Below are 23438 nucleotides of genomic sequence, written 5' to 3' on the forward strand. Positions count from 1 at the left end.
CGGGAGGGGGAGGGCGGGGCTCGTCACGCGCGACCGCGCCAGGGCACGACGGCGCGTTCCAGCCGCAGCAGGAGACCGTCGATGACCAGGCCGGAGACGCCGATGGCGATGATGCCGACGAGCACGACCGGGGTGTTGTTGTAGTTCGCGGCGTCCTTGACCATGCCGCCGATCCCGGGCAGCCCGTTGACCAGCTCGGCGGCCACCAGGGAGGAGTAGGCCACGCCGACGGCCAGCCGGACGCCGGTGAGGGTCTCCGGCAGGGCGGACGGGACGACGACGTCCCTGACGACGTCCCACCGCGAGGCGCCGAGGGCGCGGGCCGCCTCCACCAGGCCCTTCGGCACGGCGGCCACGGCGGTGGTGGTGGACACCGCCACCGGCGGGAACGCGGCCACGGCCAGCAGCGTGACCTTCGGCTCCTCGTTGATGCCCAGCCAGATGACGAGGAGGGAGAAGTACGCCAGCGGCGGCAGCGTCCGCAGGAAGGTGATCCAGGGCTCGAACAGGGAGCGCAGCGGGCCGACGGTGCCCATCAGCAGCCCGAGGACCACCCCGGCGGCGATGCCGGCCCCGGCCCCGAGCGCGATGCGCCGCAGGCTGATGCCGAGGTGTTCGACGAGGTAGGTGCCGTTGTAGCCCCGTACGCCGTCGTTCGTGGTGGACACGTCGACGAACGCCTCCCACACCTTGGCGGGCGGCGGGACCAGCGTCTGGCTCCACGCCCCGCTCGCCGCCAGCAGCTGCCACAGCAGGAGGAACAGCAGGAGCGAGCCGAACGGCAGGGCGGCACGGCGTACCCGCGCCGGGACGCGCGGGCGGCGCCGGGCCGGCTCCGCGCCGGGCGCGGGGCCGGCCTCTTCCGTACGTGTGGCCAAGGACATGGGGCGGCCTCCAGGGAACGCCGGAGCACGGGCAGCCGGTGCCGGCCGGCGGGGGCGGACAGCCCTGAGCGGGAGCGGGCAGGGCAGGGCAGGGCGGAAAAGGAAGGCGTGGAGGAAACGGCCCCGTCACCGAGCGCGGGGACCGTGCCTCACCGGCTCGGGCGACATCACCGGCCGGCGGGGAGCGTCAGGGACGCGGGTTCAGCGACAACACGCAGCCGGGCGTCGGCACAGGTCGATGACCAGGCGTCGCACCAAGGGCTCGTGATTCATGGGGCCCATTTCTACAGCAGCCGCGGTTTCGCACCAAGAGCCGGTCCACTTTCTGGAACGCACGGGTCCACCTGTTGGCGCGACCGCGGTGCGGCCGTGTCCCCCGCGCGGCCCCGGCCGGCCGTCGTGCGCCCGGGCCGCGGTGTGCTTCACGGACGCCGCCCGGCGGCCCCGGCGAACGCGTCGGCGCCGTCAGGCGGGCGCGCGTCGAGCCCGCTCCTGGGCCCGGTTCCGCTCCCGGGCCCGGTTCCGGTCCCGGTCCCGCTCCCGCTTCCGGTCCCGGAAGGCGTCGTGACGCCGGCCGGTACGGACTCCGCGGCCCGGCCCAGCGCCTCACCATCCGCCAACACCCTTACACGAAAAGGAGTTTCCCGGTCACCGGGGCGCAGGACGCAGGCGCGGATGCGTGCCTCGCCGGGGTCCTTCGGCGGCGGCCGCCCGTGCCCGGCGCCCCGGGCGGCGGGTGTGGCGCCGGGCCGGGCACACCCGCGGGCACGTCCGGTCCGGAGGCCGCCTTCCGGTTCGTCCACGGCCAGGTCGGGCGCCCGCGCGGCGGAACGCCCCCGCCACGTCCGACGCGACCCGCGCCGCCCGCCGCCCGCCGCCTCCGCCCCCTGCGGCACGATCGACAGCCCGGCAGCCCCGGGGCGGTGGTGCCCCGACCCGGTGGCCGGGCGATGAGGGCCGAGGAGACCGCCGAACGCGCGATCCAGGACGAAGGGGCGCATACGGAAGGAGCGGGGGCACATGTGAAGGCTGCCGGAGCGCTTCCGGCATCCCGTTGTGACCCCCGCCACACCGCGCTATCCTTCAACTTCCTTTTCTCGGCCTCCTTTTCCCAGCCGTCCTCTCTCGACCCCGCTCGCGGCGGGTCCGGTCGGCCAGGGACCGGCGCCGTCCGCCGGCGCGTGCTGAGCAGGTTGAACACGGGGGAGTTCCACATGACCACACCCACCGGCGATCCGAGATTCCCCAACGACCAGGCCATCGAGTTCGTACGGGAGTTCCGGGTCACCGTGGCCCCCGCGTACGAGAACCGGGCGAAGCTGCAGACCAGTCCGCCGCTGTTCGTCCTGCGCGTGCCGCGGGCGTCGTACCGGAGCGGCCTGGACCGGGTCGTCGCCGCCCTGATTGGAGCGCTGCGGCAGCGGGTGCCGTTCGCCCACCTGCCGGCCGGGACCGGAGAGGAAGCCGACGCCCGGCTGCTCTCCGTCGGCGCCGGGACGCAGCTGTACCGCAGTGCCCCGCAGCACATGACCCCCGACCGCTTCCCGCACTTCCACGTCATGTGCGACCTGGTGGAGTACATCAGGTCGAACCCGCAGGAGTGGGCGACGAACGCGAACCAGGAAGCGGAGCTGCGGACCCACGCCGGTGAGCTGCGGGCCCAGCGCGGCGGCCCGCTGGCCTTCACCAGGATGGAGGGCCCGGCCCTCGACGGGCTGGCCGGTTTCCTGGCCGGCCTCAGCTGGCTGTCGTTCGTCCAGCTGCTCCCGCGGTGGTTATGGGCCCGGCGCATCTCCCGCAAGGTGATGCGGGGCTGGCTCGGCGCGGAACCCGTGGCCCAGGGCAGCAACAACCTCTTCCGGGTGATGGACCGCGTGGCCGCCGAGCGCTCCGTCCAGCTCATGGACGACGCGGCCCACGAGGAGGCGCTCCAGGAACTCGACTGGCTCGTTCTGCGCGCCCTGCTGGAAGACCTGCGCCGGCCCGCGATCGGCCGGATCCTGCCCGGCCGGCGCCGTAGGACCAGCCGCCCGGTCCTGTTCGTGGAGCTGCCCCCGGCAGGAGAGCCGGGCGCCCGCGCCGCGGAGCGTTTCCTGCGTTCCCTGCGCCGGGCCCAGGCCACCGCCAGACCGCCGGGCCCGCTCGTCATCGCCGTGGGCGTGCCCTCCGACGCCCTGCTGCGGGAGCTGGGCGATCCGGTCGAGAGCACGTTCCCGGAAGCGAGCGTGCGCCTCGCCGACAACGGCGCCGCCGGCGAACCCCCGGTCCTGGTCACCGTCTCCGAAGCCGCCCTGGCGGCGCGCGGGGTGCCCGTACTGCCCGTCGGGCCGAGGACGTTCCGGTTCAGCCGGCACGTCCCGGCCGCGCTCGTGAGCGGGGTGGCCGTGCTCGCCCTGCTCACCGCTGGGCTGCTGCTCCCGCCCGTCCTCTTCCCCCCGCCGCGCGACTGCCTCGGCGGCACCGGATCCGTGGCGGAGTCCGCTCCCGCGAAGCCGGTGCCGGTGAAGGCCACCGCCTGGTACGAGGCGGCCCTGAAGACCATCGACGACCAGAACGCAGCCGTCGAGCAGGACGCCGGCCACGGTCATGCCGTACGGACGGTCGTCGCCTTCGTGTCCGACCCGCCCAGGACCGACGAGCAGACGCGCTTCGACGGGACGATCCCGGAGCTGCGCGGCATCGCGATGTGGCAGAAGGAGCTGAACGGCGCGGCCGTCGCCGACAACTCCCTGGTACGCCTGCGCGTGGACGTACGGGAGGCGGGAGTCGCCTTCCGCGAAGCGGAGAAGGAGGCGGAGAAGCTCGTCGAGGAGGTGAAGGACGAGAAGAGCGTCCCGGCGTCCCACCGGGTCGTCGGCGTTCTGGGCTTCGCGCAGAGCCGGAAGGAGACCCAGGCGGCCCTCCAGGTCCTCGGCGAGGCGGGCATCCCCACGATCGGCACCACCGCGACCGCCGACGACATGCTCACCGGCCGCGCCACGCGCACCTACTGGCCGTCCACGCCGTTCAATTCGCGCGAGGCCAGGATCGAGGCGGACTTCGCGGCCACGAAGAACATCGTGGCCGAGCCCGGATCCGAGGACCGCTGCACCCCAGCCGGGCACGCGATCGTGATCGAGAGCTCCGCGGACCTGTACAGCCACGACCTCGCCGAGCGGTTCGTGAGGGAGTTCGACGGCACGCACCAGGTGTTCAACTTCAACCAGGAGGGCGACTTCGGCTCCCCACCGCTGAGCGGTGCCGTCAACCAGCCCGACGCCGCTCTGCTGGCACAGGCGCTGTGCGACGAGCTGGAGGACCATCCGGACTCGGTGGTGTACTGGTCGGCACGGGCCAGGGACTTCACCGCGCTCATCAACTCCATGGACACCGCCGGGACGTGCACCGCGCGCGACGTGACGGTGCTCGGCGGCAACGAGCTGACCAACGTGGCGCAGACCGGCGCGTTCGCCCACAAGGACTGGCTGCGCCTGTACTACTCCGCGCACCGGCTGCCGTACGGCGATCCGGAGGTGAGCGAGAAGACCCGGGAGTTCGTGGACAAGTACGACGCCTATGTGAGGGACACCACCGAGGGCACGGACCCCTGGCGGCAGGACGGCCACTCCGCGGTCTCGTACGACGCCTTCCACACCCTGTCGGAGGCGGTGCGCAAGGCCGGGCAGGTCGACCCGGACATCGAACGCAAATCCGTCCGGCTGGTCCTCGGCGCCGGCATCTCCTTCGACGGAGCCACCGGACGCGTCTCCTACGACGGCGCCAACGCCCCGCCCCGTGACAAGACCCTCGTCCTGCTGCGCCAGTCGGGGAACCAGCCGGAGGCGGTCCTCGCCTGCGGCGCCTACGACCGGGACCAGTCGAGCGAGGCGCAGGGACCGCCCTGCGCGGGCTGACGCGCCCGCCGCCCCTGGCGCTCCCCGCCCGCACTTCCCGTGGCGGCCCCGCCCACCGGCCGGCGACGGCCGCCCCGGCGGTGTGCGGGGCGGGGCACCCGCGGGAGGTGCCCCGGAGGGCTCGCGTGAAGGCGCCGAGCCCTCGTGCCCTCCGCGTGCCCCACGCACGCGGGCTCAGCGGACCGGAAACCGGCTGAGGACCATCGGCGACGCATAAACCCCAGGCCACCGACCTGGGGTTTTTCTTCGGAGCGGGTGACGGGAAGCGAACTCGCGCCCTCGGCTCGGGGAGGCCGCGATCATGAGCGGACGGCCCGGTCGCCGACCCGGACGAACGCACGCCCCGCGCCCCTTCCGGGCCGGGCTGTCCTACGGCGACTCCCCGCTGTCCTCCGCTCGATCCGGTGCGGTGGTGGCCCACAGCTGCGGCGTGAACAGGAAGGTCTCGTCCTCCCCGAAGTCCGGGGCCTGGAAGGGGTCCGTCGTCGGAGGCGGGGACGCCGCGGTGGCATGGCGGTGCGCCCCTTCCGGAGCGGAGAACAACGAGGTCAGGTCGATGAGAGGTCTCCCATTCGGTACAGGGCCGGGAAGGCGCCTGGCGTGCCGTGACCGGGCACAGCGGTGCTACAGCTTGCTCATCTTGGCGTACGGACTCAGGATCCGCTCCTGCGTCGAACCGAAATCCACGAGTGCCGCGATTCCGTCCTCGACGCCGATGACCCGGCCGAGGCCGTACACGTCGTGGGTGACCTGGTCACCCACGGTGAACTGCTTCGGGGACGGCGTCACCGGGGCCTTGAAGGGGCTGGTGGGCAAATGACGCTTCGGTGCAGCTGGCTTTGTCATCGTCACCAGTATGCGCCCGCGTGCGCCGCTCGGTGCGGCCGTTCGCGTCCGTTGTTCGTCACAGCCCCCGGACGGCGAGAACCGCTTCGGGGCGGAGACCGGGGAGCCGTGCCGCCGGCATCGGACTCCGGTCCCCGGCGAGACGGAGGACGACTCGGCCGCAGGACACCCTCGTCGACCGTGCCTGGCCGCTTCGAAGGGCACACCGTGGGCACGACACCGCTGAGCGGCCGGCCGGTCCCCGCCGGCGGCAGGCGTCTCCGCCGGCGCTCACGACCTGGCCGCCGGCGACCTCATATCCACGCATGGCGTCATCGAGGCGCTGCTCGACTCCGCCGTCGTCACGGGAGGCGGGCCAGCAGGGCACGCAGGACGGCCTCGGCGTGTGTCCAGAGCAAGGATCCCCCGGCGGGAAGCAGGTGCCGGGTCGCCGTCGGGATCATCCGGCTGAGCGATTCACCCAGGTCCGGGGAGTGGACCGGGCTGGTGTCCCGCTGTCCGTACCAGAGGTCGACCGGGACGGCGATGCCGGCGGGGTCGAACGGCCAGCGGCCCATCGCCAGGACGGTGTCGCGGGCATAGCCCGCCGGGCCCTGGCTGAAGGCCTCGTCCATCGCGCGCCGGAAGGCGTGCTGGAAGACCGGGTCGGTGTAGACCGCGCGATCGGCCTCGGGGCTCGTCGTGATGATCAGATCCCACAGCGTGCCGGCGCTGCCGAAGCCGGCGAAGGAGGCCTCGGCGGCGCCGGGGTCGGCAGCGACGGCCTCCACCATCTCCCTCACCTGAGGGGTCAGGGAGCGGGCGAAGCGAGGATGGGCGAGTTCGTCGCTGCCGGAGACCACGGCCACCGCGTTCACCAGGCCGTCGGCCGCCAGGGCGAGGGCGAACGGTGCCCCCTGCGAGAACCCCACCGCCGACGGCGTTCGCAGGGCCCGCTCCTGGACGAGGTGCCGGATGTCGGTGGCCCAGCTGGCCAGGGTCCGGCCGGGGGCCGGGTCGGAGGCGCCCAGACCGGGCCGGTCCACGCTGATGAGCCGGATCCCGGCCGAGTCGACGACGCCACCGCCGAAACCGAGCCACCTGCTGGTGGCCGCCCCCGGGCAGAGCAGCACCGGGGCGCCGTCGGCCGGTCCCCATTCCGCCCAGCCCAGCACCCGGCCGTCCGGCAGCCGGGTCTCTCCGAGCCGCGCCGGCTCCCGCACGCCGTAGTCCATGATCCGTATTGTCCCCTGCCCGCATCCCCGGACGGCATCCCCCACCTGCCACGGCAGCCATGGGCCGGAAGAGCACTCGGCGCCGCCAAGCCCAGGCTCTTCCCCAACTCCTGCGATCGGTACCGTCGGGTTGTCCGGTCAGAGACCGGACGATGTGTCTTCCGGAGGCCGTGATTCGGGTGCGAGGACGGCGCGAAGGCGGCCGATGCTCCGCCGCCACTTCGGACCACTGGGTGTCTCGTCCCAGAGTTCGGCGAGTTCCGACTCCTCGGCGAGTACTCGGTCGAGGGCCTCGACGGCAAGCGGCCGGAGATCGTCGGCGAAGGCCGGAAGGGCTTTTTCGGGACCGAAGCTCGTACTGATCGGTTCACCGCCCGGACACTGTGCCGCGATGAGAGCGGCGGCTGCGACAGCCTCCGCGCCTTCCGGGCTCTCGAGGTAGTCCAGGGCTTGGACGGTGCGGATGAGCGTCGCCCGCACGAGACCCTCGCGCTTGTCCTGGGCCGTCTCGTCCAGGGTGTAGGCGAAGTCTGCGGCCATGTCGTTCTCGAAGGGGCCGATATCCCAAGTCCCCATGGTGTACTCCTCACGCTGACGTGCGGTGATCGTCGCATCGACCACCGACAGCGGCCGTCACGAGGAAAGCAGGGCGCGTTTCCGCAACAGGGCGAAGTCGGCGCGGCCGGACGTCTGTCGCTCGAGCATCCTGATCCGGCTGACATGGCCTTGTGCGACGTCCGAGTTCCGGGGCAGGGTCGGACCAGCGATGACGGCGTCGCGGTCGATGCGCCGGTGGCGAGGACGTGGGGACCGGGCAGGTCGTCCTGTCGGACGGAGTCGAGCCAGTCCGGCGGGTACTCGCCCCGGCGGGCGGTGAGCATGGCCGCGAAGGACCGGACGGGGCGGGTGAGGGCGTCGAGTTCGGGGCGGTGTGCCCGGACGGCCATGAGCTGGATCCGCTCGGATTCGGTGAGGGTGTCCGGGTGCCGGAGGGTCCGTCCGGCGACGGCGGCCGGGCTCGCTGCCTCCCGGTCCGGGAGGAGGTCGATCGGGCGGCGGGTCTCGACGTCCATCCCGGTCCGCCGGCACCACCCTCCAGGACACGATGGTCCGCGTCGGGCAGTCCTCGGAGAGGCCTCGTTGATCTGTCAGCACTCCGACGAGGGGCGGCAGGAAGAGGTCGCCGCCGGCTTCGACGCGACCGCGCGGAAGTCCCGCGCCGCGGCGGCCAGGAAGACGGCCGGCAAGCCTTCCGGCGGCGAAGTGCGCTCCTCCTGGACCGCCCCGCTCCAGGAACGGCCGTCGCCCGGCTCGTGCTTACTTGACGGCTTCCGGTCCGTACCACTGGAGTGCCTGTCCGGTGACGGCGGCGATGCACTCAAAGTCCCGGTCACGGTGCAGAAGAGTCAGCCCCTGCAACTCGGCCGTGGCGGCCACCACGAGGTCGACGGGCCCGGCGCCGCGGTGCTGTCCGCGCTGGGTGAGGATCTCCTGGACCTGCCAGGCCCGGTCGTAGGCGCGGTCGTCGACCGGCACCCAGCCGAAGAGCAGGCGCAGGTCCTCGATGCCTTGTGCACGGTCGGCGGCGGAGCGCGCGCTGTAGGAGAACTCCAGCTCGGTGATGGGGCAGGTGGCGATGAGCCCGGCTGCTGCTGCCTGGTCCCACCCGTACTGTTCGGCGTCGGCGCGCAGCAGGCGGGCGAGGGCGCTGGTGTCGATCAGGTACTGCGCGGCGTTCACCGGCGGTAGTTCTCCTTGGCCTCGAAGAGATCCAGGTCGAAAGCGCCCTCCTCGGCCGCGGCGCGAAGACGGGTCAGAGCCAGAGCGCGCCGCCGGTTCTCCAACACTTCCCGCAGGGCGGTGTTCACCGTCTCCTTCTTGGTGCGGGTACCGAGCGCTTTGGCCACGTCCGCCAGTAGCTGATCATCGAGGTCGATCACGGTCCGGCTCATTGGTTGTACCTCCATTGATATCTTTTGCACCGACAATGATATCTAGCTCGGTCAAGTGAAACGTGGCAGGCCGAGGCACCTTGGTGTACATGCCAATCAAGCTGGCGGTCTCCGTCACGTCCTCTAGAGTGAGCCGGTCGTCGCCTGCGACAGATGCGCCGGGGGCGGTCTCAGGGGAAATAGCCAGGGGGGCAATTGATGTCCGTTTTTCGCGCAGGGCGGGTTCGAAGACGCACCGCGGCGGGGCTCTGCGGAGCGGCACTGACCGCCTCGACGCTGCTTGCGCCCGAGGCGACGGCGTCGGACAGCGGGCCGGCCACGGTAGGGGCTGTTTCGTCGGCGAAGGACGTGGCGCTCCGCACCGGGAGCGCCGGGACGGGGCGCGTCGAGCTCATCGACGGACGTGACGTCCGGGTGACGGCGGACGCGCAGGGCGCGGCCCACGCACCCCGCTACTCCGTCGCGTCGGTGAACGGCACGGTGTCCGTGCGGCCGACCGGGAAGTCCGCGGCAGACCGCACCACCACGAAACTTCGATCGACGGCGCGAACCAAGGACACGCAGGGCGTTCCCACGACGACGAACGCCGCCGCGTCGACGTACTCGGTCAAGCTGACCATCACGCACGCCGACGTCCGGTTCAAGTCGTTCTATGTCTGGGACCGCCGCACCTGGACGTCGTACGCCGTCGACAGCGACACCGCCGGCGCCTCATCGACCGTGAAACTGCCGCCGGGTGACTACTTCTCGGTCGCGCTGCACCACGACTGGCAGGAGCCGAGCTACCTGCTCACCCGTACCTTCTCGGTCGGTTCGGCCGCCAAGACGGTCACCTTCGACCAGCGCGCGGCCAAGGAGACCGCGATCCGCACCGACGACACCACCGCCACCCGGGACGCGTCCGCCGTGTGGATCAGCGTCCCGGGCGGCGACCTGGCGGGCTTCGCCGGCTCGGGGGCCGACAAGGTGTACGTCACCCCGTTCTCGGTGAGCGGCGTCTCGCTGCGCCTGCACGAGGTGCTCGGCAGGAAGGGCGCCTCGGCGAGCGTGCCGAGCCCCTACCGCTACGACCTCACGCACAGCTTCACCACCACCGTGCCCGCCTCGCCCGTCGCGACGGTCCGTACGTCGGCCCTGGCGAAAACCGTCACGCATGTGGGCGCCCCGGGCACGCGGACGACGGCCTATCTGCAGAGCGTCCCGTCCTTCGGCGAGTGGACGGGCGTCTACATCGGCGCCGCAGTGCCCGTTGCCGGTTCGGTCACCGAGTACGCCACTCCGGGCATCACCTACGGCCGACTGCTGTCCTACGGAACCGGCGACCTGAGCCTGAACCTCCCGGACCGCACGTTGGCCGCCGGGACCAGCGCGGGCGAGACCCTGGGCGCGGCCCCGCTGCAGCCACTCCGCCGGGAGTGGGGTGGCTCGCAGCGGAACCTCGGGAAGATCTGGCTGTTCGAGCCGAACGCCTTCGGTGACACGAGCGGCCACGCGGGAACCGACGGCCGCGCGACGTACTCGTACAAACTCACCTCCTCCGACGGCGTCACCTACGCCCAGGCCGACGGCCTCGGCGCAGGCGACGCGCTGACGTCGTCCAGCCTGCCGTCGCTGCAGAGGACGTACACCCTCGACCAGACCGTGCACCGCCGTGTGCCGTACTCCCGGCTGTCCACGGACGTACGCAACGAGTGGACGTTCCGCTCGGACTACGCGGAAGGCCAGGAAATCCCGCTGATCGACGCCCGGTTGAGCGTTCCGGGGCTCGACGGGTTCGGCCGCGCGGCCGCCGGTCCGGTCCGGGTCCAGGCGAGCGCGAGCACCCGCAACACGGATGCGGCGGAGGCGAACACCCGGATCACCGGGCTCGCCTACTCCACGGACGACGGCACGACCTGGACGGATCTGGCCGTCGCGCCGGACGGCTCGGCGACTCTCGACGTTCCCGCCACCGCCTCCTTCGTCTCCCTGCGCGTCACCGCCGCCGACGACCAGGGGGGCAGCCTCCGCCGCACCATCACACGGGCGTTCGCAGGCCCGGCGCCGCAGGGCGACGAGACGGTGCGGGCGACCCGCATCTCGAACGTCGTGGTCAACGCGGGCAGGCCGGTGGAGCTGACCGATGAACCGCTGCAGGAGTTCAAGGCGAAGTTCACCGCCACCGACCCGTCGGGGATCGCGAGCGGAGACATGTACCTCTACAAGGGTTCGTACGACACCCCCGACGCCGTCCTCTACGGGACCTGGCCGGCGGCCTGCACCAAGGTCGACGCGACCACGTCCACCTGCGAGGCGCACTTCGCCTACATCCAGCCGCGCTGGGCCCTCGGCCGGAACTTCCTCGCCGGCACTTGGAAGTTGGCGGCCTGGGCCGAGTCCGCGAACGGTACGGGCCACGTCGACCTGCATACCGCCAAGTCGGCGCCCGTCCTGCGCGACGCGACGCTGACGGCCAACGCTGCCCCCGAGCCGGTGGCCAAGGGCAAGACCCTCACCATCACCGGCAAGCTTTCCCGCGCGGACTGGGAGACGCGCGGCGGCTACCACGGCTACGCCGGTCAGAAGGTGAAGCTGCAGTTCCGCAAGAAGGGGACGTCCACGTACACGACCGTGAAGACGGTCACCACCGACAGCTCCGGAAACCTGAGGACCACGGCGAAGGCGTCGACGGACGGCTACTGGCGGTACACCTTCGCCGCCTCGTCCACCACCGCACCCGCCACCGCCCCGGGCGACTACGCCGACGTCCGCTGACCCTGCTGCCCCGTTGACCCCGCCAGGTCCCGGCTCCACAGGCCGGGATCTGGCTGCAGCCCTCACCCGGGCGCGCGACGCCCGCCCATCCGTCTCCCCGAGGGGACGGCAGGTTGAGAGCCCACGGGCGTGACCAATGCGGTGGACGCAGCCAAACCACAGCTCGGCGGCGCCTTTCAGCACCAGGAGCGTTGAGCCTGCAGTGCAGTACCCGCCGAGAACTCGCGCCCTCCGCGTGCCCGACCTTCGTGCACCCGGCAAGCCGGATGCCGGAAAACCCCTGCCGATGCACAAGCCCTGGCTGCTGACCCGGGGCTTCGGGAAGAGCGGGTGACGAGAACCGAACTCGCCCTCTCGGCTTGGAAAGCTATGAGCATGCGCGGTCGGTTCGGGCACTGACCTGGGCGAACGGCTGGACTGTGGCTTCTTTGGATCGACTGTTTTTACCGTGGTTCCCCGCTGTTCCCCGGTCGGTCTGGTGCGGTTGTGGTGCAGGGCCGACACACGTCGTAGCAGTGGCTACGGTCGGTCTATGCAGTGGATCACCTTGATCAGCACCATAGTTGGCGCGGCGATCGCCACAGGATCCGCCATGCTTCTGGACCGTCAACGGTGGAAGCGGGAGCGCTTGGATCGCGAGACGCAAGCGCGTCGCACTCTGTATGGAGACTACCTGGCCAGCCTGTCTGAAGCCCGTCACGCCTGCGGCAACGTGGCTCGGGACCCGGACATGGAATCCTCGGCGCGCCGCACCAAGGCTCGCGAAGCGTTCGGGCCGTGCATCGGCCTGAGGTATCAGATGACCATCAGTGCGCCCAGTTGCGTCATAGAGGCTTCGGAGGATGCTTTCCGCCGTCTGCGCGACCTCCGGGATCGGGTGATGGAGGGGGTCCTGGCCACCGATCCCGTGTACTTGGAGGGGCGTCGAACTTATGACGATGCCCTTGCTGTGCTTCGGGCACGCATGCGAGAGGACCTGGATGTCAGTGAAGACGGCACTGCGCCCTGAGCTTGGGAAGCGTGGGTTGTCTGCGGCTGGTTACCGGGCTGACCTGTGGTCGAGCAGCTATGGCGCCCGACTGGCTGACGACCTGGTCCCCGCCGTTCCCCGTGGATCCTCGCACGATCTGGCAGGCGTCTTGCACGGGCGGGCGCGGCCGCCCGATCTGTGTATCTGCCGGGCCGCGCGCACCCGGCAGATGCAATGTGCGGCACAGGTCTGCCACAAGCTGAGGAGCTGCCGACCCTTGGCGAAGGCGAGTCCCCTGTTCGGTCGTCCTGGTAGCGTCCTCACACCAGAGTCACGAGGGCCTTCATCTGAACGAGCCATCTGCTCAGTGAAGGATCACGTCAAGACTACAACGTGCGGGGAATTCGATGGCCGAGTTGAGCAGTAACCTGATTGTCCGTGGCGAAAACATTCAGACACTGTACAACAGCTACGTAAACCAGTCGTTCGTCGTTAATAGGCGATACCAGCGCAAGCTGGTTTGGGCAATTCACGAAAAAGCGGCTTTCATTGATTCACTGCGCAAGCAGCTTCCTGTCCCTCTGGTACTAACGGCAGAACGCACTGCCGGAGGTGCTACAGCGCTCGAAATTATCGATGGCTTGCAGCGCCTGAATGCCATCTTCTCTTTCATTGAGAACCAATATCCACTTGACGGCTATTATTTTGACCTCGAAACCCTTGCTGAAACCAAGCTGAGGAGAGACGAGGGGAAGCTGCAGCAACGCCTTCCGGTACTTGATCGACGAGAGTGCGTAAGTATTGCCAACTATGTGCTCCCAATGTCGACCTACCGCGCACCAGACGAGGAAATTGTCGAGGAAGTGTTCCGGCGGATTAACTCTAACGGGCGATATCTTTCCCGGCAGGAAATCCGTCAAGCCGGAGCGATTTCGAACTTCGCGGATCTAGTGCGCGAGGTCTCTTCGTTTGTGAGGGGAGACACGTCAGTAAGGGATTTGGTCGCCCTCACTGGCATGCCGGCTATCAGTATCTCTAGCGATCGAAACGGGCCTGGGGTCTTCATTGAAGACGTTTTCTGGGTGCGCCACAAGATCCTTGAGAAGGATCAAGTTCGCGAATCGCGTGATGAAGAGATCGTTGCTGACCTCTTGGCGACAATGATTCTTGATGCTGTTCCTAGGTACGCTTCTGAGACGCTGGATGAGTACTATGGAATTAAGCCAGGAGATTCAAAGGAGCGCAGAAGGGACCGCATCGAATCGGCAGTTCAGCGAGAAGGTGCAGAGCTAATTAAGGGGCGTTTTGAACATGTTCACGGCGTCCTAGAGGATATTCTTAAAACGTCTGGGAAGAGTTTTTCTCAACTCGTATTCAAAACTCCTCGACAGCGAGTCCCGCGCTACTATGCGACCATCTTCTTGGCTCTCTACACCCTATTGATTCGAGAGAATCGATCAATCAGGGATGTTCGTGAGATGGTCAAGGCCCTTGACGGTATTGGCGATCGCATCCTCAATATCACGGCTGGAGGGGGCACCTGGTCTGCTGAGAATAAGAGGGATAATATTTCTGCGGTGGCAGGTGTTCTTCGAGACCTCACAGTGCCAGAGACTAGCCAGCGGGACGTTCTTTTCGAAGCGAACGAGGCTAGGATTCACCGACTTCTGCGCGCTGCCCTTGCTGAGCACAGTTTGTTTGAATTGAAGCAGGGCCTGCACTCTCTCGATGGTAGCGGGAACTTCGACTCGCGTGGCTTCGAGCGGATCATGAAAGCAATTTCTGCTATCGCCAATGATGGTGACGGCACCGTGGGGTACGTTGTCATTGGAATCGCCGATACGAAGAGCGACGCTGATAGGGTCCGAAACCTTTATGGGGCTCCGGCGGTTCAGGACGGTGACTTCTGGATCACCGGAGTGGAGCACGAGTTCTCGCGGCATGGTGGTTCACTGGACGGCTATATGAGTTTCTTCACGGAAAAGGTGAGAGCGTCCGGTCTGGAGTCTGACCTCAAGTCCCAAGTGCTTCGTGACATGCGTCCCGCTAATTACCATGGAAAGCCGGTACTGCTTCTCACGGTGAAGTCTGTGGGGCACCCGGTTCCCTACAATGACAGCTGGTACGAGCGTCAAGGGTCTAGCACCGTTGAAGTTGCCGCCCGCGACATCGGGAGGCTGTTCAAGCGGTTCCCGTAGTCATAAGCTCGGCGGAGCGGCTTTGGGCTGGAGCTGCTTTGGCACGAGTGATCATGGCCCCGTAAGCTTTCGGCGCGTCGAGCAGTCTGTGGACCTACCCGGTAAAGCACGACGTTGGGGCCATGATCTGCGAGGCTCGCGCCAAAGTGGCTGCCTTAAAGCCGTGGAACCGACCGCCTTAGCCACGACGTACCCCTTCTCTGGCATCAGGCAGCTGATTGCTGTGCGCGCGGCCCGGGCGCCGGCCGGGCTGAAGCGGGGTGGAGACAGGAGCGCAGGCCCGGCCGGGGGCCGGGCTGCGCGCGGCAGCGAATACGAGCCGCCTTGAACCAGTAGAGGAACTCGTAACTCAGTCTGCGGCGCCGGGCTTGAAGGCGTATGCGCACGGCGGGAGTTCGCCGTCCTGTCGATGCGCGAATGGTAGGAAAAGCACCGGCCGGATCGCCCATGTGATGCGGGTGTTGGCGTGCGTGATCGTCACCGAGCAGGGTTCGCCTCGCAGGAGGGCTCGGCGTGTTTCGATGCGGTCCTCGTACAGCCACGTCCACGCCTCGTCCGAGGCGTCCGCGTCGAGCACCGGTGAGATCGTGCGGAGTGCGACCGCGACCCATCGGTCGGCCTGAGCCGCCGAGCAGGCGCCGAAGGAGGCCAGGAGCACCGGTCCTCCCGTCCTGCCTGTGACGGCTTTGGTCCAGCACTCGCACCAGTAACCCCGTGGGATCCTGCCGGTGCCGGTTGGAGCGTCACTCGGCTCCACGGGCATTCCCGGGACTCCCGCAGAGGCCGACGACGGAGCGGTGGTCCCGAAACCTCCGGCTTCGCCGGTGTCGACGGGTGGTTGCCCGGTATGTACGGCACGCACCTCGGGAATCCGCGCCGGGCGAGGTGAGGCGGGTGGCATGGTCAATTCTTAAGCAGGGGCAGGGAAACGGGGGACTCCGTCGTCGACGGAGTGGACAGGAAGATCTCGGCCCAACACCGCTTGCCAGCGGCTGTCGGCCTGACGCCGTGCCGGTCGGCCAGAGCGGATACGAGGAGCAGGCCACGCCCGCTTTCGCTGTCGTCGTCCGGGAGGCCGGGCCGGGGAAGCGATGAGCTGGAGTCGCAGACCTCGATGCGCAGGACGATTCCAGTGAGCCGAACACTCAGGAGGATTCGGCCGGCGCCGGCATGTCGAACCGCATTCGTGAGCAGTTCACTGATTACCAAGGCCGCCGTGTGCACCACATCGTGGTCCAGTCCTGCATCCCAGCCCCGTATCCCGTCCACGGCCTGGTGCCGCGCGGCGGTGACCGCACTTGTCGCGGCCGGGACCGATAGGACGAGCCGGTGCGCTGCCATGTGTGACCTTCCTCGGGAGAGCGGCGTCGGTGGTGCCACTTCAAGGAACCAGCCGATTGCTGTGGCCGTTCGGGCCATGTGCTGTTGGCGCATGGGGTATGCAAGAGCTGCATCGAGGCGGAACCCGGCTGATTCAAGCGCCGTTGGGCAGGCAGGATCGGCGGTGGCGGAAGGGGCCGTGGCAGATGGCCGAAGCACGCAGCGAAGCGCGGCGGATCGGCGAAGTGATCCGCCGCGCAAGGGTGTTACAACAACGCTCGCAGAAGGACGTCGCTGCCGCACTCGGCTATCACCAGTCCAAGGTGAGCCGCCTGGAGAGCGGCCGTGGCACAGCGGACACCCGCGTTCTGCGGGCCGTCGCGCAAGAGCTTGGCATCCCTTTCGAGCAGTTGGGGCTCGCCGCCGCGTCCGACCTTTCCCCCACAGGGTCCAGAGCAGAGGACATGCGTCGTCGTACGTTCCTTGCCGCCGGCGTCGCGGCTTTCGTGCCCCCAGCCGGCTCAGCCGCCGCCCATGGCGAACTCGTCCACGCCCTCCTCCCCGGGCCGGTTCCGGCAGGAACCGCCGCCCCCCTCGATACGGCCGTCCTGCGCGAGCGGGTCGGCGCGGCCCGCAGGCTCTTCCACACCTGTGACTACACGGCGCTGGAACGCGTGCTCCCCGGCTTGATCGCCGACCTGCGGCAGGCCGCAGGTGACGCGAGAACCACGGATGCGCTGTCGCCGCTCCTGGCCACGGCGTACCAGACCGCGGTCAGCCTGCTGCTCAAGCAGCAGGATCAAGGGACCGCCTGGCTCGCCGTCGGTCGTGCGACGGCCGAGGCCGAACGCTCCGGCAATCCGCTGGTACTCGCCTCCAGCGTCCGCGTACAGGCGCACGTCCTCACCCGTGAGAAGCACACCGCCCAGGCCGTCGCACTCGTGCGCCACACCGCCGACCAGCTCACCGGCTCCTACGACCGCCGCTCCCCGGAGTACCTCGCGGCCGTCGGACTGCTGCTTCTGCGCGGCGTGACCGCGGCCAACGGTGGTGGTGACCGCGCCGCCACGGATGAATTCCTCTCCGAGGCCAAGGATGTGGCCCGGTACGTCTCCCTCGACCGGCCCGACGCCTGGGCCAACTTCGACTCCACCAACGTGGCTCTTCACGAGGTCAGCGCACTGGTGGCCCTCGGCGACCCCGGCCTCGCTCTTCAAGCGGCCCATCCGCTCATGCGCCGCCACATCCCCGTCCCGGAGCGCCGGGCCGCGCTGTGGCTGGAGGTGGCCCGGGCACACAGCCAGCAGGGCCGCCTTGCCGACGGCTACCGGGCCCTGCGTATCGCCGAGACGTGCGCCGCGCAGGACGTCCGCCGTCCCTCCGTCCGCGATCTGGTCGCGGACATGGCGGCTCGCGACCGCCGCCGTACGCTGCCCGGACTGCACCACTTCAGTCGCCGACTGGGAGTACCCGCGTGATCGATCCGACAGCGATGGGCAAGGAACCCTTTCTGTACGTCGTCGTCTGCGCGTGCGGCGTCGCCGCCGATGTCGGCAGGCTGATCGGAGCCGCGCAGCAACGGGGCTGGAACGTCGGCGTCGTCGCCACGCCTCAGGGACTGACCTTCCTTGACGCCGAGGCCCTCCAGGAGCAGACCGGCTACCCGATTCGCTCCGCCTGGCGTACACCCGGTGAGGCACGCCCCCTGCCTCCCGCCGACGCCATCGCCGTCGCCCCTGCCACCTTCAACACGATCAACAAATGGGCTGCAGGAATCTCCGACACCCTCGCTCTGGGCATCCTGTGCGAGGCGTACGGCATGGGCCTCCCCATCGCCGTTCTGCCTTATCTGAACGCCGCCCAGGCAGCCCATCCCGCCTATGCGCGGAGTCTGGAAACGCTGCGCGAGATGAACGTCCTGCTCGGTACCTACGAGCCCCACAGGCCGAAGGCCGGCGGCGGGGCGGACCGCTTCCGTTGGGAGGAGGCTCTGGACCTCCTGGAGCCGCAGCTCGGCCGGCTGCCATGACGCAGCCCGCTGAACGAGGTGGTGCGTATCTGGCGCGCTGCCGGCACGCGGGGACTGATCACTGCCCAAAACAACAAGGCCCAGGCTTCTGACCTGGGCCTTTCATGGAGCGGGTGACGAGAATCGAACTCGCGCTCTCAGCTTGGGAAGCTGATGTTCTACCATTAAACTACACCCGCGTAAGACGCCGATCCGTGGTATCCGGAGTCGGTGTCCGAACGCTCGCCCACTGTACCTCATGTCCGGCCCCAGGTGTTCAGGCCCTGGGGCCTGATGGCGTTTCAGAGGGGTGACCGGGCTGCGGGGGGCTGGAGTTGGGGCGTACGGTGGAGGGGTGGGAGAGGGGTCGGGCGGGCCGGAGTGCCGCCTGGAGGGTCGTCCCTTTGATCCCGTAATGTGGCTTTTGTCGTCAGGCGAGTAGCAGCCGGACGCGGCTCTTGGGGAAGGGACTCTAGGACTTGATGGAGCGCACCGTCGTCCTCCGCTGTGCCGAGGGGCACGTGTTCACCACCGCTTCGTTCCCGATGCAGAAGGCCGAGCGGCTCGGGCCCGGGCGGCTCGTCCGGTGTCCGCGCTGCGCGCGGCTGCGCAGCGCCGTGCCGGTGAGCCTCGGGAAGCAGTAGGGGCCGGAGAAACGGCAGGGACCACCGAGGCTGCACAGGCAGCGGCAGGGACCACAGAGGCTGCACAGGCAGCACAGGCGCAGGACCCGGGCGCGTGGAGTCGTCACGATTGTGGCTGCTCCGCGCGCCTTGCGTATCCTCGGGGCGTGCTTCTCTCAGACAAGGACATCCGGGCCGAGATCGACGCCGGTCGGGTGCGGATCGATCCGTACGACGAATCCATGGTGCAGCCGTCGAGCATCGACGTGCGTCTCGACCGCTTCTTCCGGGTGTTCGAGAATCACCGCTACCCCCACATCGACCCGGCCGTCGAGCAGCCGGATCTGACCCGGCTCGTGGAGCCGGAGGGGGACGAACCGTTCATCCTGCATCCCGGTGAGTTCGTCCTCGCCAGCACCTACGAGGTCATCACGCTGCCCGACGATCTCGCCTCGCGGCTGGAGGGGAAGAGCTCCCTGGGGCGGCTCGGGCTCGTGACCCACTCCACGGCCGGGTTCATCGACCCGGGGTTCTCCGGGCACGTGACGCTGGAGCTGTCCAACCTCGCGACCCTTCCGATCAAGCTGTGGCCCGGCATGAAGATCGGGCAGCTGTGCATGTTCCGGCTCAGCTCGCCCGCCGAGTCCCCCTACGGCAGCGAGCGGTACGGGTCCCGTTACCAGGGGCAGCGCGGGCCGACCGCGTCCCGGTCCTACCTCAACTTCCACCGGACCCAGGTCTGACAGGCGGCCCCTCCCATGAGTGACATACGAGAGAACCTCACCTACGAGCAGTTCGGCACCGCCGTGCGCGAGCTCGCGCAGACCATCGCCGACGACGGGTACGAGCCCGACATCGTGCTCAGCATCGCCCGTGGCGGCGTCTTCGTGGCGGGCGGGCTCGCCTACGCCCTGGACTGCAAGAACATCCACCTGGTGAACGTGGAGTTCTACACGGGTGTGGGGACCACCCTCGAGATGCCCGTCATGCTCGCGCCCGTTCCCAACGCCATCGACTTCTCCGACAAGAAGGTCCTGATCACCGACGACGTCGCCGACACCGGCAAGACGCTGAAGCTGGTGCGCGACTTCTGCCTCGACGCCGTCGCCGAGGTGCGCAGCGCGGTCATCTACGAGAAGTCCCACTCGCTGGTGAAGTGCGAGTACGTGTGGAAGCGGACCGACGAGTGGATCAACTTCCCGTGGTCCGTCGAACCCCCGGTCGTGAAGCGGGCGGGCCAGGTGCTCGACGCCTGACGGCGGCGCGGACGAGATATGCGGGAGGGGCTCCCGGCCACGGCCGGGAGCCCCTCTCCGTGTGTGCGTGCGCGTCTGCGGGACGCGTCCGTGCGTCCCGCGTCCCGCGTCCTCAGAACGTGCCGAGCTTCACGATCGACACCAGCGCGATCAGCTGGATCGCCGACGAGCCCAGCGCCTTCGGCCAGGGCAGGTCGTGGGAGCGGCTGACCATCAGGGTCAGCAGGGTGCCGGCCGCGACCCAGGTGGCCCAGCCGAGGATCTGGACGAAGGACGCGTCGCCGCCGAAGAACATCGCGAAGACCAGGCGGGGGGCGTCCGTGATCGACATGATCAGCATGGACAGGCCGACCGTGGGCTGCCAGGCGCCGTCGCCGCCGAGCTGGCGGGCCAGGGTGTGGGTGACCACGCCGAGGACGAACGCGCTCAGCACCATCGCCACGGCCGTCGTCAGCACGATCGGGATCGCGTTGGAGAGGGTCGCGTTGATCGCGTCCTCGCGGGCGCCGTCGAAGCCGAAGACCGCGAGCAGGCCGTAGAGGAAGGTCACGACGAGGGCCGGGCCCCACATCGTGTAGTCGCGCATCCGCAGGAACGTCCGGTCGGGGGAGAGGACGATCCCCTTCAGCAGGTCCTTCCAGGGCAGGCGCGGGCCGATCGGGCCGGGCGGCGGGGCCGAGCCGGCGCGGTAGGTGTCGCCCTGGTTGTAGGGGTCCTCGCCGATCGAGAAGGCCTGGGTGTGGCCCGGGTTGTTCGCCGCGTACGGGTCGTGCGGGCCCTGCGGGCCGGGCGGGTGCGTGCCGTCGCCGAAGTACTCCGGCTCGTCCGGGCCGTAGCCGCCGCCGGTGCCGTACCCAGGCTGCTGCGGGTACGGCTGCGGCGCCGGAGGGTAGCCGTACGACGGCCCCTGCGGCGTCTGCTGTCCGTACGGGGGTTGTTGCGGTCGCGCGTGAGGAGCGCCGTTGTCCCGGCCGCGTCCGATCCTGAATCCAGCCACGCCTTCGAACGTACCTGGTCCCGGGGAATGGTGTGCCGGGCCCGGGCGTCCGGGCCCGGCTTTGCTGCCGAGCTGTGACATCCCCTAGGGGGTGAACCGCCTTCTCTCCGTGGGCGGTCGGGGATGAGCCGTACGGGGGACACCCCGGTCCGCGGTGGCGGTGGCGGTGGTCACCTCAGCATGTTCTGGCCGAGCCTGAGGCAGCCGGGCGTCGGCAGGCCCAGTGAGCCCGGGCCGAGGCCGACGGCCTTCGCGGTGGTGATGCCCGCGGCCGAGCCGCGCAGGTGGCGGATGGCGCCGGCGGGGTGGTGCTCGCCGTCGAGGTCGGACAGGCCGGAGGGCGCCGGGGTGGCGGGCAGGGCGGTGGGCAGGCCGGTCGTCAGGGTGGCGGCCGGCCGGAGGGTGCGCTGGCGCATCGGGCGTTCCCGTTCCGGGTCAGGGGGCGAGGGCCGTGCCGTAGCCCGGGGCGCCGGCGGTGGACACGCCCGTGGTCGCCGGGCCGAAGCTCGTCGAGCCGGTGGCCGTGGGGCCGGTCGCCGTGGAGCGCAGGGACCAGACCGCGCCGTCGCCGGAGTTCTCACCCGGCGCGGAGACCGACAGGTCGGCGCGGCGGTCGCCGGTGTGGTCGGCGAGGACCACCCGGGCGCCGAAGCGGTCGCCCTGCTCGGAGGTGCCGGGCACGCCCGGGGTGTTCTGGGTGTACGACGTCGCGCCCTTGGTGGTCAGGCCGGACGCCGAGCCGTACAGGACGGTGACGGCACCGGCGGAGGAGTTCTCGCCCGCGGCGCCGACGGCCAGGTCGGCGTGGCCGTCGCCGTCGACGTCGCCGAGCGAGACGCCGCTGCCGAAGCGGTCGCCGGGCTCCGAGGCGCCGGGCACGCCGGCGGTGTCCTGGGTGAGGACGAGCGGGGCGCGGCCGGTGTCCGGGCCCTCGGGGCCGCCGTAGACGACGGTGACCTTGCCGCCGGGTCCGCCCGCCGGGTCGGCGGAGGTCTCGCGGTCGTTGCCGACGGCGATGTCGTCGTGGCCGTCGCCGTCGATGTCGCCGACGGCGGACACGTATCCGGCGGGCAGCTTCTGCAGCCAGTCGGTGTAGTTGCCGATCTTCATGTCGGCCAGGCCGGTGGCGGCGTCGTCGGAGTTCAGGGCGCGGCCGTGCAGGACCACCCGGGGGTGGCCGTCGCCGGTGACGTCGCCGGAGGAGAGGTGGGTGACGCCGTACGAGGACGCCCACCAGTCGTCGCGCGAGCCAGAACCGCCGTTGTGCGCGCCGGTCCTGGTGAGCGGCCCGTCGACGAGGGAGAGGGTGATCGGGCCGGTGGAGCCGACCGCGACGTCCGTGTCCCCGTCGGCGTCGAAGTCGCCGGCGGCCAGGGCCTGGCCGTAGCGGTCGTAGTCGGTGCTGAAGAAGCTGAACAGCGTGCGGGCGCCGGACAGCCCGGAGGCGGAGCCCCAGACGACGGTGACCGTGCCGTCGTTGGTGTCGCTGCCGTCCTCGCCGGGCGTGCCGACCAGCAGGTCGGCGTAGCCGTCGGTGTCCAGGTCCGCGGAGGCCAGGGCGGAGCCGAAGGCGTCGCCGGCCTCGGCGGTGCCGGGCAGGCCGGCGGTGTTCTGGGTGAGGAGGGTGCGCGTCGAGGTCTTGGGGCCGGTGGGGCTGCCGTAGACGACGGTCACGGCGCCCGCCTTCGCCTGCCCGGCGACCGTGGCGCCCGGTGCGCCGATCGCGAGGTCGGCGCGGCCGTCGCCGTTGAAGTCGTACGGGGCGGCGGCGGGCGCGGCGTGCGCGGCGGACGGGGTCAGGGCGAGGGCGGACGGGGCCAGGGCCGCGGCGAGGGCGGCGGCGGTGATACGGGACCGCATGGGAGTACGTGCCTCACAGGGGAGTCGTCGGTGCGTCACGGTGGGCGGTGCGTCACTGGGCGGGGACGGAGCCGAGGTCGGCGCCGGGGTCGGCACCGGTCTTGAGGGAGAGGCCCGCGGCGGCCAGGCCCTGGGCGCCGCGGGTGGCCGTCGCGGGGGCGGGCCGCGGGTGGGAGCGCCCTTGCGGGCGCTGGTGCTGGTGCATGCGGGGTGCTCCTGCGGCATGCGGGGATGCCTGACGGGCATCCGCAGTCGATGAGGCGCCGGGCCGTCCGGATCTGCCGGGAGTCGTCCGCGGGTTCACAGGCGGTTGGCGATCAGGAGACCCGCGACGGGACGCGAGGGTTGTACGTGAGTTCGGTTGTTTTCCGGGACGCGCCTGGCATGCCGGGGACGCCCGGCGGGCGGGCGTCCCCGACGCGCCCGGGGGCCGGGCCGCCGCCGGTGTCCGTCGCCGGGTGAGCCGGGTCCGGGACGCGACGCGGGCCGGTTTCCGCGGGGCGCGGACGGGGAGGGCCGGTGACCGGCCGCGCGGCCCGCACACGAACGGCGCCCCCGTGTCCGGGCGGGAGGAGCCCTTCCACCGCTACCTCGGGTACGTCTTCGCGGGCTTCACGCACCCGAACGAGTTCGGGCTCGCGCACGAGGGCGTCAGCTGGACCA

The 23438-nt window shown here is 70.0% G+C and carries 21 protein-coding genes and 1 tRNA gene; 9 read left to right on the forward strand and 13 right to left on the reverse strand.

Going from position 1 to position 23438, the window contains the following annotated elements; all coding sequences use genetic code 11:
- Positions 1-23 precede the first annotated feature (23 nt).
- Positions 24-884, reverse strand: coding sequence for an ABC transporter permease (locus AB0L29_RS33640; protein ID WP_365832836.1), 861 nt, complete (start codon positions 882-884; stop codon positions 24-26).
- A gap of 1214 nt (positions 885-2098) precedes the next feature.
- On the opposite strand from AB0L29_RS33640, the gene AB0L29_RS33645 reads away from it, so the two are divergent.
- Complete coding sequence (locus tag AB0L29_RS33645) at positions 2099-4777, forward strand: ABC transporter substrate-binding protein (protein WP_365832838.1); 2679 nt, start codon at positions 2099-2101, stop codon at positions 4775-4777.
- 624 nt (positions 4778-5401) lie between these two features.
- Here the strand turns inward: AB0L29_RS33645 and AB0L29_RS33650 are convergent.
- The 5 genes from AB0L29_RS33650 to AB0L29_RS33670 form a co-directional block, all read right to left on the reverse strand.
- Entirely contained in the window at positions 5402-5623 is a 222-nt protein-coding gene (locus AB0L29_RS33650) for a hypothetical protein (protein ID WP_365832840.1), read from the reverse strand.
- Positions 5624-5964: 341 nt separating this feature from the next.
- Positions 5965-6837, reverse strand: a complete 873-nt coding sequence (locus AB0L29_RS33655; protein WP_365832842.1) for an alpha/beta hydrolase — start codon at positions 6835-6837, stop codon at positions 5965-5967.
- Positions 6838-6975: 138 nt separating this feature from the next.
- Entirely contained in the window at positions 6976-7413 is a 438-nt protein-coding gene (locus AB0L29_RS33660; RefSeq protein ID WP_365832844.1) for a DUF4259 domain-containing protein, read from the reverse strand.
- 741 nt (positions 7414-8154) lie between these two features.
- Positions 8155-8577 (reverse strand): PIN domain nuclease, encoded by a 423-nt coding sequence (locus tag AB0L29_RS33665; RefSeq protein ID WP_365832846.1) that lies wholly within the window; start codon positions 8575-8577, stop codon positions 8155-8157.
- Positions 8574-8789 carry a type II toxin-antitoxin system VapB family antitoxin gene (locus tag AB0L29_RS33670; RefSeq protein WP_365832848.1) on the reverse strand — a complete coding sequence of 72 codons (216 nt, stop codon included), beginning with the start codon at positions 8787-8789 and terminating at the stop codon, positions 8574-8576. Before AB0L29_RS33670 ends, AB0L29_RS33665 begins: the two co-directional genes overlap by 4 nt.
- Positions 8790-9137: 348 nt before the next feature.
- Between AB0L29_RS33670 and AB0L29_RS33675 the strand changes: the two genes are divergently transcribed.
- The 3 genes from AB0L29_RS33675 (at position 9138) to AB0L29_RS33685 (ending at position 14711) form a co-directional block, all read left to right on the forward strand.
- Positions 9138-11543 (forward strand): hypothetical protein, encoded by a 2406-nt coding sequence (locus tag AB0L29_RS33675; protein ID WP_365832850.1) that lies wholly within the window; start codon positions 9138-9140, stop codon positions 11541-11543.
- Between the two features lie 532 nt (positions 11544-12075).
- Entirely contained in the window at positions 12076-12552 is a 477-nt protein-coding gene (locus AB0L29_RS33680; RefSeq protein WP_365832852.1) for a hypothetical protein, read from the forward strand.
- Between the two features lie 368 nt (positions 12553-12920).
- On the forward strand, positions 12921-14711 hold the full coding sequence (locus AB0L29_RS33685) for a DUF262 domain-containing protein (RefSeq protein WP_365832854.1): 1791 nt from the start codon (positions 12921-12923) through the stop codon (positions 14709-14711).
- A 349-nt stretch (positions 14712-15060) separates the two neighbouring features.
- Here the strand turns inward: AB0L29_RS33685 and AB0L29_RS33690 are convergent, their stop codons facing one another.
- Complete coding sequence (locus AB0L29_RS33690) at positions 15061-15474, reverse strand: hypothetical protein (RefSeq protein ID WP_365832856.1); 414 nt, start codon at positions 15472-15474, stop codon at positions 15061-15063.
- Between the two features lie 140 nt (positions 15475-15614).
- Complete coding sequence (locus tag AB0L29_RS33695; protein WP_365832858.1) at positions 15615-16052, reverse strand: ATP-binding protein; 438 nt, start codon at positions 16050-16052, stop codon at positions 15615-15617.
- 185 nt (positions 16053-16237) lie between these two features.
- Between AB0L29_RS33695 and AB0L29_RS33700 the strand changes: the two genes are divergently transcribed.
- Positions 16238-17509 carry a helix-turn-helix transcriptional regulator gene (locus AB0L29_RS33700; protein WP_365832860.1) on the forward strand — a complete coding sequence of 424 codons (1272 nt, stop codon included), beginning with the start codon at positions 16238-16240 and terminating at the stop codon, positions 17507-17509.
- 14 nt (positions 17510-17523) lie between these two features.
- Complete coding sequence (locus AB0L29_RS33705; protein WP_365832881.1) at positions 17524-18060, forward strand: flavoprotein; 537 nt, start codon at positions 17524-17526, stop codon at positions 18058-18060.
- A gap of 105 nt (positions 18061-18165) precedes the next feature.
- Here AB0L29_RS33705 and AB0L29_RS33710 read toward each other — a convergent pair.
- Positions 18166-18239 (reverse strand) — tRNA-Gly (locus tag AB0L29_RS33710).
- A 282-nt stretch (positions 18240-18521) separates the two neighbouring features.
- On the opposite strand from AB0L29_RS33710, the gene AB0L29_RS33715 reads away from it, so the two are divergent.
- From AB0L29_RS33715 to AB0L29_RS33725, 3 genes are all read left to right on the forward strand, one after another.
- Entirely contained in the window at positions 18522-18683 is a 162-nt protein-coding gene (locus tag AB0L29_RS33715) for a hypothetical protein (protein ID WP_365832862.1), read from the forward strand.
- 146 nt (positions 18684-18829) lie between these two features.
- Positions 18830-19405: a dCTP deaminase gene (dcd, locus tag AB0L29_RS33720; protein ID WP_365832864.1), complete on the forward strand. Its 576-nt coding sequence runs from the start codon at positions 18830-18832 to the stop codon at positions 19403-19405.
- A gap of 15 nt (positions 19406-19420) precedes the next feature.
- A complete protein-coding gene (locus AB0L29_RS33725) occupies positions 19421-19918 on the forward strand; it encodes a phosphoribosyltransferase (protein ID WP_365832866.1) in 498 nt (165 codons plus the stop codon).
- 112 nt (positions 19919-20030) lie between these two features.
- On the opposite strand, the gene AB0L29_RS33730 is transcribed toward AB0L29_RS33725, so the two are convergent.
- The 4 genes from AB0L29_RS33730 to AB0L29_RS33745 form a co-directional block, all read right to left on the reverse strand.
- Positions 20031-20996, reverse strand: coding sequence for a Yip1 family protein (locus AB0L29_RS33730; RefSeq protein WP_365832868.1), 966 nt, complete (start codon positions 20994-20996; stop codon positions 20031-20033).
- A gap of 89 nt (positions 20997-21085) precedes the next feature.
- Positions 21086-21331 carry a hypothetical protein gene (locus AB0L29_RS33735; protein WP_365832870.1) on the reverse strand — a complete coding sequence of 82 codons (246 nt, stop codon included), beginning with the start codon at positions 21329-21331 and terminating at the stop codon, positions 21086-21088.
- A 19-nt stretch (positions 21332-21350) separates the two neighbouring features.
- Positions 21351-22775 carry a hypothetical protein gene (locus AB0L29_RS33740; protein ID WP_365832873.1) on the reverse strand — a complete coding sequence of 475 codons (1425 nt, stop codon included), beginning with the start codon at positions 22773-22775 and terminating at the stop codon, positions 21351-21353.
- 52 nt (positions 22776-22827) lie between these two features.
- Positions 22828-22980, reverse strand: coding sequence for a hypothetical protein (locus tag AB0L29_RS33745; protein ID WP_365832875.1), 153 nt, complete (start codon positions 22978-22980; stop codon positions 22828-22830).
- Between the last annotated feature and the right edge of the window lie 458 nt (positions 22981-23438).

The organism is Streptomyces sp. NPDC052701 (assembly GCF_040678355.1).
Lineage (GTDB): Bacteria > Actinomycetota > Actinomycetes > Streptomycetales > Streptomycetaceae > Streptomyces.

What these genes read in the sequence shown, in the direction of transcription:
- AB0L29_RS33655 (WP_365832842.1), bottom strand. Translation starts at nt 6,837, where the DNA reads ATGGACTACGGCGTGCGGGAGCCGGCGCGGCTCGGAGAGACCCGGCTG.
- AB0L29_RS33645 (WP_365832838.1), top strand. Translation starts at nt 2,099, where the DNA reads ATGACCACACCCACCGGCGATCCGAGATTCCCCAACGACCAGGCCATC.
- AB0L29_RS33650 (WP_365832840.1), bottom strand. Translation starts at nt 5,623, where the DNA reads ATGACAAAGCCAGCTGCACCGAAGCGTCATTTGCCCACCAGCCCCTTC.
- AB0L29_RS33705 (WP_365832881.1), top strand. Translation starts at nt 17,524, where the DNA reads ATGGGCAAGGAACCCTTTCTGTACGTCGTCGTCTGCGCGTGCGGCGTC.
- AB0L29_RS33700 (WP_365832860.1), top strand. Translation starts at nt 16,238, where the DNA reads ATGGCCGAAGCACGCAGCGAAGCGCGGCGGATCGGCGAAGTGATCCGC.
- AB0L29_RS33740 (WP_365832873.1), bottom strand. Translation starts at nt 22,775, where the DNA reads ATGCGGTCCCGTATCACCGCCGCCGCCCTCGCCGCGGCCCTGGCCCCG.
- AB0L29_RS33640 (WP_365832836.1), bottom strand. Translation starts at nt 884, where the DNA reads ATGTCCTTGGCCACACGTACGGAAGAGGCCGGCCCCGCGCCCGGCGCG.
- AB0L29_RS33745 (WP_365832875.1), bottom strand. Translation starts at nt 22,980, where the DNA reads ATGCACCAGCACCAGCGCCCGCAAGGGCGCTCCCACCCGCGGCCCGCC.
- AB0L29_RS33670 (WP_365832848.1), bottom strand. Translation starts at nt 8,789, where the DNA reads ATGAGCCGGACCGTGATCGACCTCGATGATCAGCTACTGGCGGACGTG.
- AB0L29_RS33660 (WP_365832844.1), bottom strand. Translation starts at nt 7,413, where the DNA reads ATGGGGACTTGGGATATCGGCCCCTTCGAGAACGACATGGCCGCAGAC.
- AB0L29_RS33735 (WP_365832870.1), bottom strand. Translation starts at nt 21,331, where the DNA reads ATGCGCCAGCGCACCCTCCGGCCGGCCGCCACCCTGACGACCGGCCTG.
- AB0L29_RS33725 (WP_365832866.1), top strand. Translation starts at nt 19,421, where the DNA reads ATGAGTGACATACGAGAGAACCTCACCTACGAGCAGTTCGGCACCGCC.
- AB0L29_RS33730 (WP_365832868.1), bottom strand. Translation starts at nt 20,996, where the DNA reads ATGTCACAGCTCGGCAGCAAAGCCGGGCCCGGACGCCCGGGCCCGGCA.
- AB0L29_RS33680 (WP_365832852.1), top strand. Translation starts at nt 12,076, where the DNA reads ATGCAGTGGATCACCTTGATCAGCACCATAGTTGGCGCGGCGATCGCC.
- AB0L29_RS33715 (WP_365832862.1), top strand. Translation starts at nt 18,522, where the DNA reads ATGGAGCGCACCGTCGTCCTCCGCTGTGCCGAGGGGCACGTGTTCACC.
- AB0L29_RS33690 (WP_365832856.1), bottom strand. Translation starts at nt 15,474, where the DNA reads ATGCCCGTGGAGCCGAGTGACGCTCCAACCGGCACCGGCAGGATCCCA.
- AB0L29_RS33695 (WP_365832858.1), bottom strand. Translation starts at nt 16,052, where the DNA reads ATGGCAGCGCACCGGCTCGTCCTATCGGTCCCGGCCGCGACAAGTGCG.
- AB0L29_RS33685 (WP_365832854.1), top strand. Translation starts at nt 12,921, where the DNA reads ATGGCCGAGTTGAGCAGTAACCTGATTGTCCGTGGCGAAAACATTCAG.